Origin of the sequence: Hathewaya proteolytica DSM 3090, from assembly GCF_900142225.1 — a bacterium.
In the GTDB taxonomy this organism is placed as follows: domain Bacteria; phylum Bacillota; class Clostridia; order Clostridiales; family Clostridiaceae; genus Hathewaya; species Hathewaya proteolytica.
The window spans coordinates 1-12690 of record NZ_FRAD01000029.1 but is presented as its reverse complement, the minus strand read 5'-3'; the positions used below and the strand labels follow the sequence as shown (position 1 = coordinate 12690).

Annotated in this window: 10 protein-coding genes; all 10 read right to left on the bottom strand. The window is 33.7% G+C overall.

Going from position 1 to position 12690, the window contains the following annotated elements; all coding sequences use genetic code 11:
• Positions 1–67 precede the first annotated feature (67 nt).
• Positions 68–427, bottom strand: a complete 360-nt coding sequence (locus BUA73_RS12545; RefSeq protein WP_072904463.1) for a YccF domain-containing protein — start codon at positions 425–427, stop codon at positions 68–70.
• Between the two features lie 13 nt (positions 428–440).
• Positions 441–2630 (bottom strand): DNA topoisomerase III, encoded by a 2190-nt coding sequence (locus tag BUA73_RS12540; RefSeq protein ID WP_072904462.1) that lies wholly within the window; start codon positions 2628–2630, stop codon positions 441–443.
• Positions 2631–2791: 161 nt separating this feature from the next.
• Positions 2792–3829 carry a 3D domain-containing protein gene (locus tag BUA73_RS14535; protein WP_072904461.1) on the bottom strand — a complete coding sequence of 346 codons (1038 nt, stop codon included), beginning with the start codon at positions 3827–3829 and terminating at the stop codon, positions 2792–2794.
• A gap of 376 nt (positions 3830–4205) precedes the next feature.
• On the bottom strand, positions 4206–4973 hold the full coding sequence (locus tag BUA73_RS12530; protein WP_072904460.1) for a TatD family hydrolase: 768 nt from the start codon (positions 4971–4973) through the stop codon (positions 4206–4208).
• Between the two features lie 102 nt (positions 4974–5075).
• Positions 5076–6200, bottom strand: a complete 1125-nt coding sequence (locus BUA73_RS12525) for a DHHW family protein (RefSeq protein ID WP_072904459.1) — start codon at positions 6198–6200, stop codon at positions 5076–5078.
• A gap of 9 nt (positions 6201–6209) precedes the next feature.
• Positions 6210–7610, bottom strand: coding sequence for an MBOAT family O-acyltransferase (locus BUA73_RS12520; protein WP_072904458.1), 1401 nt, complete (start codon positions 7608–7610; stop codon positions 6210–6212).
• A gap of 14 nt (positions 7611–7624) precedes the next feature.
• Complete coding sequence (locus tag BUA73_RS12515; RefSeq protein WP_072904457.1) at positions 7625–8482, bottom strand: hypothetical protein; 858 nt, start codon at positions 8480–8482, stop codon at positions 7625–7627.
• 149 nt (positions 8483–8631) lie between these two features.
• On the bottom strand, positions 8632–9384 hold the full coding sequence (locus BUA73_RS12510) for an RNA polymerase sigma factor (RefSeq protein WP_072904456.1): 753 nt from the start codon (positions 9382–9384) through the stop codon (positions 8632–8634).
• 34 nt (positions 9385–9418) lie between these two features.
• Positions 9419–11260 carry a molecular chaperone HtpG gene (htpG, locus tag BUA73_RS12505; protein WP_072904455.1) on the bottom strand — a complete coding sequence of 614 codons (1842 nt, stop codon included), beginning with the start codon at positions 11258–11260 and terminating at the stop codon, positions 9419–9421.
• Positions 11261–11312: 52 nt separating this feature from the next.
• The gene (locus BUA73_RS12500) at positions 11313–12269 is read right to left on the bottom strand and encodes a dipeptidase (protein WP_072904454.1); all 957 of its coding nucleotides are present in this window, start codon (positions 12267–12269) and stop codon (positions 11313–11315) included.
• Positions 12270–12690: the final 421 nt, after the last annotated feature.

The following is a 12690-nucleotide window of genomic DNA, read 5'->3' as shown; positions in this document are numbered from 1 at the left end:
ATGCTTGTACCTTTTTTAAAATTATTTCTTGCTATATTCTTTTTACTAAGTTATTTTAATAACTCCATTAGACTACCCTTGATCCGAATGGCATAAGTGCTAATTTGGCTATCTTAAAACACTGCAATCCAAAGGGAATTCCTACAATAGTACAGCAAAGGACTATTCCGTTTGCAAAGGCACTTAAAGCTAGTGGTATGCCACTTAAAATAAGCCATAATATGTTTGCTATGAGGGATACCGTACCTCCTCCATATTGTACATCCTTTCCAAAAGGGAAAAATGCCAGTGAAGCAAACTTAAAGCATTGTTTCCCTATGGGTATTCCTACAATAGTTATACACCACAAAACTCCAGCAAAAAACCATGCTAAACCTTGCCATACACCTCCAAATATAAACCACAAAAAATTACCTAAACATCCCATACTATTCCCCCCTTTATTTCATAAATTTAGCTAATGCATCGGCTAATGCTGAGTTTATTGGAGCCTCTGCCTGCTTTTTCATATCTTTAAGAGTTTTATTCAGTTCTTTTTTGTTCACCTTATCACCCTTATTCTCAAATCTCTTCTTAAACTGAGATTCCTTTTCACGGAAATTACAGTTAGGATTTGGGCACACATAGATTTTTCCTTCGCCATGACCACGAAGTTCCAACCTTTTATGACACTCAGGACATCTGGCATTGGTGAAAATGCTGATGGTTTCTCTATGTCCACACTCTCTATCTTGACATACATACATGACACCATGCTTACCCTTAACTTCTAGCATATATTTACCACAATCAGGACATCTTCTTCCTGTAAGATTGTCATGTTTAAACACGGCATCGCTGCCTTTAACTTGCTTTACAAGCTCCACAGTATAATCTTTTATTTTATCGGTAAATTGTCTTGAATCTCTCTTCCCCTTGCTGATAAGCTCCAACTCCTGTTCCCACTTCGCCGTAAGCAATGGAGATTTTATATCCTTTGGTACCATGTAAACAAGCTGTTTTCCCTTGGATGTTGGAATGATTTCTTTGCCATTTTTCTCGATGTAAAAGGTATTGAAAAGCTTTTCAATGATATCTGCTCTTGTAGCTACAGTTCCAATACCGCCAGTTTCACCAAGAGTTTTTGCATGGTCTTTGTCCATACTTACATACTTCTGAGGATTTTCCATGGCAGACAATAAGGTTCCCTCTGTGAATCTAGAAGGAGCTTTAGTCTGCATTTTCTTCATTTCCACAGAATTTATGGAAATGTCATCACCTTGTTTTATCTCTGGCAACTCCTGAGTTTCATCATTTTCTTCATCCTTTGACAACTCATCTTCATCTTGATAAACCCTTTTCCATCCCTTAGCTTTTGTCACATTGCCCTTGGCAACAAAAGTTTCTCCACCTATTTCCGCTGTAATAGAAGTTTGGATGTACTCATAAGCTGGCATAAGCACAGCAAGGAATCTCTTTATAACAAGGTCGTATATATGTCTCTCCTCACTGCCTAAAATAGCCAAGCTGATTTTCTCCTCTGTGGGAATTATAGCATGGTGATCACTGACCTTGCTATTGTCCACAAAGCTTTTATTTCCATTTATTTTACTTCTCATAAGTTCATTTACTACTGCCCTATGATTTCCATTTACAATTGCCTTCAATCTATCTTGAATAGTTGGCACTATATCCGTAGATATATATCTAGAATCCGTTCTTGGATATGTTAGCACCTTGTAATTTTCATAAAGCCTTTGCATGATGGATAATGTTTGCTTTGCTGAGTACCCATATATTCTATTGGCATCTCTCTGCAATTCCGTTAAATCATAAAGTTGTGGTGAAAATTGCTTTTTTGCCGTTTCCTTAACATCTACAATTTTGCACTGCTTACCCTTTAATGAATTTAGTATATTCTCAGCTTTCTCTTTGTCAAATATATTAGAATTGTTGTTTTTATCTTTCCACTTTAAATTGAATCCCTTGCTTTTGGCTTCTATAACATAATAATCCTTTGGTTTAAAGTTATTTATTTCCTCTTCCCTCTGAACTATCATTGCCAATGTAGGAGTCTGCACTCTGCCTGCTGTAAGCTGTGCATTATTTTTGCAGGTTAATGCTCTAGTAACATTCAATCCCACATACCAGTCTGCCTCTGATCTAGCTTGAGCTGCTCTATAAAGATTGTCATACTGGTTCGATGGTTTCAGATTTTTAAAACCTTCTAAAATAGCTTTATCAGTCTGTGAAGAAATCCAAAGCCTCTTCATAGGCTTTTTCACCTTTGATTTTACTATAATCCATCTAGCTACCAATTCTCCCTCACGACCTGCATCTGTAGCGATAACTATATTTTCTACGTCTTTTCTATTTAATTGTTCCTTTACTATATTGTACTGTCTTCCACTTTGCTTTATAACAACAAGTTTCAAGGGAGCTGGAAGCATAGGTAGGTCCTCCATCTTCCAAGTCTTGTATTTATCATCATAAAGTTCTGGGTCCCCTAAAGTCACAAGATGTCCAAGAGCCCAAGTGACAATATAATCTTTCCCTTCTATAAATCCATTTCCACCCTTATTGCATTTTAAAACTCTAGCAATTTCCTTTCCCACACTAGGTTTTTCAGCTAATACTAATGTTTTTCCCATGTCTATTTCATTTCCTTTCGTAGCTTTTTAAAAATCTTTTTAATACACCTTAAATATGTGGTGAACACTGATTACTCTTGGAAAAAAGAAAAAGGAGCACGTCTGCTCCCTTTTTTCTTCTATTCTAATTCTAAACTGTTCTTACAGTAATTTTGGGGAACCTATTTCAGAATGTACACCTTTACAGTTCTGCGTCCCCAACTCATAGCTTCCGAATACTTGTTCATGTATAAATCTATAATATTTCCTTTTATAGATCCTCCAGTATCCTGAGCTATGGCATAACCATAACCTTCAACATAAACCTTTGTTCCTAAAGGTATAACACGTGGATCCACTGCAATGGTACTATAACCATTAGGATCCCTTTTAGCTCTCACCCCTGTGGCTGTCATGCCCGCATATGGGTCATCCCTAACGCCACTAGGATTGAAATCCGCAGTATATGCACTTGCTTTTACACTCAAAACTTTTGAATAAGCGAAATTTCCTCCTCTTGAGGCTGTGTAGGTTTTTAATGTTCCTACTGCCATTATCTGATTTATGGCTTTCTTTAAAACTTTTTCGCTTACTACCTTTCTAGAAACTTCTTTTCCATCTTCATAAACTATTTTTGTTGATACAACCTTTTCTCCATTTATCCCTTCTTGTAAAACCTTGGTAGTTCCTACTTTATAACTATCACTCTGTTTTACTTCTTTTGCAAATTGTATTGGTTCTACTATGTCTTTTACTTCTTCATTAACTTTAGTAATCTTAAGCGTTAAATTATCAACTATTTTTTCATCTAAAGATACAGATATTTTGTCTTTTTCACTTATGGTAATATTCTCTGCTGCAAGCATGTCCTTAATTGTATGCTCAGATGTTTTTATTGTCTTTTCCTCACCATCTACCATTAGTTTCACATTTACAGCTCGTCTTATTTGAATTTTGTCTCCATCATTAAGTTTACTGTTCAAATCAACAGATATTTTGTCCTTTTCACCTACAGCTATTCCATTATTCATTAACGCATTCCTAAGATTACTGCTTAAGGTTGTAATACTCATTACTTGCCCGTCAACAGATATACTTATTTTCTTTCTGAAATTGAGTATAACCGTGGTCATGAAAATCATAACTAATGCTAATATACAAAATGTCTTGGGCATGCTGGAAAAGTAGTTTTTCAACTTCTCTTTTGACATCATACTCATAAAATTTTTCCTCCTTTTAAGAGTCTTAAACATTATACAACAAAAAAATAGCATGGTCAAATTTCACTAAAAAAGCTATGGTGTTTTCTGACAATTCATCTTTTTTATATAATATTATTGAACAATTCTTTAAATTGAGGAAGGTTATTTTGAAAAAAAATACAACATGTAAAGGTGTCTTATATTATATATATTACCAAAAAGGAATAACTTGTCAATATAATTATTAACAATTTTAATATATTTTATAACATAATATATTTTATGTATTTTGTATTGTAAATTTATTTAATATATATTTATTTTATATTAACTCAAAGTAAAAAGACTATGAATCCGCAATTATTTTTGCGTATTTATAGTCTTTTTTGTGATTTTATTTCATTTTAAACAATTTTTTTGTATTTTCTACTGTATATTTTTCTATACAATCTATAGATGCTCCCCTTATTTCAGCAATTACTTCTATAATATTGGATATATAGGAAGATTGATTTCTCTCCCCTCTATGAGGAACTGGCGCCATGTATGGACAATCTGTCTCCACTAAGATTCTTTCCATAGGCACTTCTCTAGCTACTTCCTTTATCTTTTTAGAGTTTTTAAAGGTTACTACCCCTGTAAATCCAATATAGTAACCGCATTTTATAAACTCTCTGGCCATCTCCAAAGATCCTGAAAAACAATGGATAACTCCCCTTACCTTTGGAAACTGTTTTACAATGTTTAAAGTATCCTCATGAGCTTCCCTACAGTGGATAACCACAGGCATCTGTAGTTCCTCTGCCAAAATCATTTGTTTTATAAAAACTTCTTTTTGTATTTCCTTTGGTGGGTTCTCTTCCCAATAATAATCTAATCCTATCTCCCCTATAGCCTTTACCTTTTCATCCTTTGCCAACTCTTTTATTTCTTGAAGTACCTCATGGTTAAACTCATGTGCTTCTTCAGGATGTATTCCAACAGCTGCATAAACATAAGGAAATTTGTGTGAAAGCTCCACGGACATCCTAGTCCCTCTTAAATCTGAGCCACAGTTAAGTATTCCCACCACACCATCCTCTTGGTGTTGCTTTTGGATAAGTGTTTCTCTTTCTCCATCAAATTTTTCGTCATCATAATGAGCATGTGAATCAAAAATCATAATATATATCTCCTCTGTATACATAGTATGCATTAAGCATTGTAGCAAATATTATATTATTATTATAACCACAATGATGGATAATTTCACCCCACACTTTAGCTACTTTACCATAAGAGTGTCCGAATTGTTTAAAACCATGGTGCCATATAAAAACAAAGCCTGGGACCCTTCCTTAAAATCCACTAACCTTGGCAACATTGGGCTAGCTATATACCTCAAATCTATAAGCGTAATCTTAGAGTATGCAGAGATGAGCAGTGGTGCTAAACTACTAGAAAAAGAATCCCTAAAAATATACAATTCTTTGTCCGAAGCGGCATTTTCATTTTCTATGGTGATAAGAGGCTGTGCTCCCCACAAGAACACATCATAAGGATCAATGCCATTAAAAGCTTCTTTGTTATACATGGAAATTTTCTTCATCTTCACAGTTTTTTCATCCAAAGCCATAACTTTAGCTTCTCTTATATGCTCATTGCTAATATATGTTAGCTTTTCTCCAGGTAAAGGCAGCGATGACTGGCCATAGTAAGCACCATAAAAAGGTTCCATAGAGTGCTTGTCATACTCTTCTCCATTATGAATTTCAAAGTTCATTTTCTCACTAAGTTGCTCAACAACACCCGAAAGTTTGATTTGATCCCAGTGTAGGTCTGTCTTATAATAATCCTGAAGTTTTAGCGCTGAAAACAAATCTATATACTCCGCCTCAGTTATTTTTTCATTTAATATTTTCTCTATTTTTCCATAATCCATGGAAGGATATAAGCCCTTCTTTGATATATAATAATTTTTATCAGGAATTATGGAATAGTATACGTCAAGTTTACTTAAAAGTTCAGCGCTCAACTTGTTTATTTTTTCTCCCGCTCTTATGATGGAGCCTTGGTTTAACTTTTCCATTTTAGATGCATAATCGTGATATAAAAAAACATCGTTGTTATCTAACATGCCAAAGACTTTAAACTTTGAAAATGCTTTTATGTGCCTAAAGGAATCCCTAAAAGCAAAATTATCTAAAACATACTTCTCGTCAAACTGCCTCATAAACTCTTTATTAAACACAGTTTCCACAGTAGGTGGCTTAAATTTTGCTAACTTACGCCTCTCACTAATAGATATTTCAGGGCTTTTATATATTAGATTTATGATAAAAAACCCACTTATAAAGATCATAAAAACCACCAATGTGACAACAGCGGAAATTCTTTCTTTTTTATTCATAGCTGTCTCCTAAAATCTAAAATATATAAATGGATTAAAAGATCCATCTACAAGATAAGCTGTAATTGCTACCATTAGCAATAATACAAATACAGGTTGTAAAATTAATACCACATTTCCCTGTCTACCACACCTTATTTTCTTTATTAAATATGAAGGTATGGGAGTACACCCTATTATGGCCACAATAAAAACACCTACATAACTTCTAAAATAGTATAAACTTTCTACACCAGCAAGTCCATTTATACCTATTCCCATCATATTTTTCATAATGGAAAATGCACTATTCACATTTTGTGCGTCAAATATCACCCAACCAAAGGAGATTACCAATATGGTATACAAATGTAATATAATCGAAGGCATTTTACTAAAAACCTTTTTTAGTACAAATTTTTCAATCATTAAAAAGGCCGCAAAATAAAGCCCCCATATGATGAAAGTCCATCCAGCACCATGCCAAAATCCAGTTAAGAACCACACTAAGGTAATATTAAATAAGTTTCTAATTAGAGATACTTTATTTCCACCCAAGGGTATATACACATAATCCCTAAACCAAGTTCCAAGGGAGATGTGCCATCTTCTCCAAAATTCCGTTATACTCTTAGATATATAAGGATAATTAAAATTTTCTGGGAAATGAAACCCAAAGATCCTACCAAGACCTATTGCCATATGGCTGTATCCGGAAAAGTCAAAATATATGTGTAAAGAATATGCGATTACGTACATCCAAACAAATAGTAAAGAACGTTCATGACTATTTTTGTATATTTCGCAAAGTTTTCCAAGCTCATTTGCAATGAGGATTTTCACACCTAGTCCCATAACAAATCTACTTATGCCACTGGACAAATCATGCAAGTTAGTGCTCCGATTATCTATTTCTTTTGCCACATCAGAATATCTTACGATAGGCCCAGCAATGAGCTGGGGAAACAAGGTTACATAAGTGGCAAAGGACACAAAACTTCTCTGAACCATCACATCACCCTTAAATAAATCTATGGTATAAGACAATATCTGAAAAGTGTAAAAGCTTATCCCTATAGGCAACGCTATTTCCAAAAGTTTTATTGATGTACCCAATGTTCCATTAATAGTATTTATAAAAAAATCCGTATATTTAAATATCATTAAAGAACCTATCCCTACTATTAAAGAAGTTAATAGTGCTATTTTACTTCCCACTTTGCCCCTATACTTTTCTATTAATAAACCACACACATATCCTACCATTGTGGTGCACAGCATCAATAAAACATAGATTGGTTCGCCCCAAAAGTAAAATAATAAACTTGCACTTAGTAATACAATGTTCTTTGCCCTTTTAGGTGCTATAAAATATATTAAAAGTAGCACAGGCAAAAAGTAATATAGAAATGTAATACTTGAAAAAAGCATATTATCTTCCTTTCCTACTCCATACCTTTAAAAAATACGTTTGCATTATCAGCGGTGGCACCAGCTATATTCTTAAATCCCTTAACTGCACCATCTGTTACTTCTTCAAAAGATGCAACAAATAGTACATAGCTTCCTGACTTTATAAGGACACACTTCTGTGGCTGCACACAAACCCATCTTCTTGGGTTAAATTTCTTTGCAATGAGATTTTTCACATTGCTAGCTGCATTGGCATCCTTTGCTTTTATAAGGGAAATCATATGTGCTTGTGAAATTATCATGGCTTCCTGCACCATTGCCTGGGATACGTTGTTCTTGTAATCTTCACCACTCAACCCTAGATACCCTTCTATATTATCAGCAGTAAGTACTGTATCCATGCTGCCCGGCATATCATCCTTTAAACCACCTTTTTCAATTATGTTATTTAATATACTACTTAAATCTCCGCTGAAAGCTTCTGTGGGCTTTTGCTCAGGTTTAGGTTTCTGTGGATCAGTAGTGGTTGGTTTATTAGTAGATGGTTTAGTAGTAACTGGTTCACTAGTAGAGGGCTTGCTGCTACTTGTATTTCCCGTGGAAGGCTTACTTGTTGTAGTGTTACTAGAAGTTGGTTCATCTTTTGAATCATTATTATCTTTAGAATCATTGTCATTTTTAGAATCATCTTCTTTATTTGAATCAGATTCTGACTGTCCTTTATCCTGCTCGTCTTTATCCCCAAGGTGCTCCTCAGAACTACCCTGACTTTCTGACTTATCTTCTACCTCAGGTTTATTGGTGTTTGATTCATTCTTCTTGCCACAACCTGTGATAAAACAACTTCCTATGATCATTATGGATAAAACCAGTGCCATTATTCTCTTCATTACTTTTGTCCTCCTATTGACTTTAAAATAATTATATACTCAATATTTAGATACAATTAGCAAGGAATATTGTTGGCTATTTTCAAAATTATTTTTAAAACAATAAAAATGCGTAGTGTATTAATCTACACTACGCATGCTGATGTTACTTATTTATCAGCCTTCTTTGCTCCCCTTGTAATCCTAATATATCGTGCAATTGATTTTATAAAAATAAATCCAGATATGGCAATTAAGATACAATAAAAAGCATTTAGCAAGGGATTTGCATCTATAGTCAAATCTATGTTTCGCAACATAGTTCTTTCCACAACCCGTGCCTTATATATTCTTGATAGATAAACTCTTCCCAACAAAATAGAATTTATTACAAGCACGCAGATGCTTGTCATTGCTATCTTTAAGGAATTAACAGACATATGATATTTCCATTGAACCGTACCACATGACATTTTAAGAGCACTGGCAATCTCCTTGTGAGTCATGCCACATAAGATTTTAAGAGTGACAATTTCTCTAGATTTACCATCTAGCCCCTTTATAATGGAATTATAATAATCCATATGGATTATCTCTTCCATCTCGGAGCAATTTACAGGTATTTCCGGCAATTCATCAAAACTGGTGTTTGTTTTATTCTTCCTCAGGAATTGCAATGCTTCATTTTTTACCACAGTATAAAGCCATGACATATCATATTTCTCGGGGAACTTGTCCTCTGGCAGAGAATACAATTTCATCATAACCTGCTGAATAATATCATGACAATCATGTTCATTTCTAACAATGCAAAATGCCACTCCTAGCATAAGCTTATAATACTTTGAATAAAGATCCTCAAAACCCTCACTCTTCCTCTGTTTAATGTCACTTAATATGTCATGAAGTTCCCCATTGTCCATCCTTTCCCCTCCTAAATGTTAACCATTGAAAATATTAAAAAAGAGTATCCATGAGCTTGCTACTTCTCTTTATGAAGTTGTCCATATCCTCTGATGGAAGATCGTTATTGGCAATTAAAGCAATGTCAAGAATATGATTGCATAGCATCTCCAGCTGTTCTTTTTTATCCTCATCTCCAGATAAGTTTATTATTTTTTTTACAATATTATTATTCTTATTTAAAATAAGAGTCTTTTCTTCCTTAAATGGATTCATGTCATTGCTTCCTGCAAACATAGCTTGCATTTCCTTCATTCTTCTTGAATTTTCATCCACAGACAACATGGCAGGTGTGCCTTTATCCTTTAAGGATTCGGCCTTAACAGCTTTAACCCTTTCTCCAAGGTTATCCATAAAGATTTTTTCTATAACTTCATTATTCTTTTTTACTTCCTCTTGGTTCTCAGCATTGTCTTCCTTGTCTTTTAAAACCTCTGATACATCAGAATCTATCCTTGCAAAACTAAGACCTTCACCCTTGTACTCAAGGAAACTTATAAAATGGTTATCTATAGGAGTATTTAATACTAAGGCATTTAAATCATATTCTTTGAAAAGCTTTATGTTTTGACTCTGCTTTTCTAAATCACTTACATAGTAAATTTTATTTTCATGTTTTTCTTTTGCTTGTTCTAAGTAATCTTTTATAGTTATATATTCATCCTTAATATCCTTAAATACAATGCTATCCTTTATATTGTCATAGAATTTTTCATCCTTTAAGCATCCAAATTTTATAAAAATATTGATATCCTTTGAGAATTTGTTGTAATTATCCCTGTCATTTTTAAACAGTGAATTTAGCTTGTCTCCAACCTTTTTTACAATGTGTTTTGATATTTTAGCTACTTCCTTGTCTTGCTGTAAAAAGCTTCTTGATACATTTAGAGGAAGATCCGGACAATCAATTACACCCTTTAAAAGTAAAAGGAATTCAGGTATTACTTCCTTTATGTTATCAGCAACAAAAACCTGGTTATTGTATAACTTTACCTGCCCCTCCACTAGTTCAAATTCATTTTTTAATTTAGGGAAATATAGTATCCCCTTAAGGTTGAATGGATAATCCACATTAAGATGAATCCAGAACAAAGGTTCCTCATATTCATTAAATACTTTTTTATAGAACTCCTTGTATTCATCGTCAGTACAATCCTTAGGGGCTTTATTCCACAAAGGATTTATATCGTTTATAGGCTCCTTATCCTCTCCAAAGTATATTTCTACCGGAAGGAAAGAGCAATATTTTTTCATTATACTCTTAACTTTGTATTCATCTAAAAATTCTTCACTATCCTCTGCAATGTGAAGTGTTATTGTAGTGCCAACAGCTGATCTATCCTTAGACTCAGTCATCTCATAATCTGTTCCACCTTCGCAACTCCATTTTACAGCTTCGGCACCCCCCTTATAAGATAGGGTGTCAATTTCAACTTTTGTTGATACCATAAAAGCAGAATAAAAACCTAATCCAAAATGACCTATTATATCATTTTTATCTTCCATTTGTTCCTTATATTTTTCGATGAAATCCTCTGCCCCTGAAAATGCAACCTGAGTTATATATTTTTTTACTTCCTCAGCTGTCATTCCAATACCATTGTCAATAAACTTCATAGTCTTAGCTTCTTTATCTATTTCCAAAGTGACCTTAAAATTGTTTTCATCACCCTTAGCTTCACCTAACTGTATAAGCCTCTTATATTTATTTATGGCATCACAGCCATTGCTGATAAGTTCTCTAATAAAAATGTCCTTATCAGAATAAAGCCACTTTTTAATTATAGGAAATATGTTTTCTGTATGTATGGAAATATTCCCATTTTCTTTTAACACAATAACCGCCTCCAAAAATTAATCTATAATATTTAAATTTTAAAACTAAACTTTACCTTAAAACTTCACCTATAACGCGTTCTACGTTTTTGTGGAATATTTTCTCTATATCATTTTCTGTAAAATTAGCTTTCTGTAAAGCATCTACCAGCTTATTCATTTCACCAATATTCTTCATTTCCAGTTCACAGCCTATACCATCGAAATCTGTACCCATGGCCATAACATCTATACCACCTATATTTCTAATGTGTTTTAAGTGCTCTACCATATATTCTATTCTGCTCACCCTATCTTTTTCATTTAAAAAAGCACTACAGAAATTCAAGCCCATAACTCCACCCTTATTGGATAAGGCTTTTATCATGTCATCTGTCATGTTTCTTGGATGATTTGTAATACTTCTAGCATTAGAGTGAGATGCTACAAATGGTTTTCTGCTGTGCTTCAATACATCATAGAAACCACCATCGGATAAATGAGATACGTCTATAAGCATATTAAATTCGTTCATAGCTTCAACAAATTCTATGCCTCTTTCTTTTAATCCTTTATTCATAGTTTCAGGATTACAATTTGGATATCCAAGTTCGTTTTCAAAATTCCATGTTAATGTTATAAGACTTACACCCTTGCTGTGAATCTCCCTTAAATTTTCAATACTTCCTTCAAGGGCTCCTCCCTCTTCAATAGTAAGAAATGCAGACATAAGACCTTGCTTTTCATTCTCCTCCATATCTTGGAGATTCTTAGCATGTCGTATAAAATCTCTGTTTAATTCCATCTCCTCATTAAATCTTACTAGCATATCATTTACAAATTCAAATGGAGCTATGCCCTTTTTTATTAATGATTCTAAGTGAAGAAACAAAGCAAAAAACTGCGCCTTCGAATGGCCATTCTTCATTTTCTGGATGTCAACCTCTAGATCATTGCTGAATAGCCTCTTTTCCATCCCAGCCTCATGCAGAACAGATATAGTATCACAATGCATGTCAATTAAATTCATACTAAAATTTCCCCCTTTTGAAGTATAAAAAGAGCCTCCAAAACCCCTCTCAATGAGTTTTAAGAAACTCTTAATAATGTATATTATATCACTATTTTTTCATTATACAAGATGTATGAGTACAAGGTTTGTGTCAAGTTAAAGTGGGCAATTTTGTATTCCTAATTTTCCCATTATAAGTTCAGTTAAATTTTTACCCCCGAAGAGTTTCGATTGAAGTCTAAAAGGGGAACACTTATCCCGTCAATTTTTAGCTAAAATTCTCATACTATCTATAAATAAGCTCACTAAAACTTCTTTCCTTAAAAAAATCTTGTATAGCTTTTCGTCCATTAGTTATGGCGTAGCCTGTAAATGGTATTCTTGCTTGTTGTATAGGATAATACTTACTTTTCTTTACCTTCTTATTTACATCTGACGC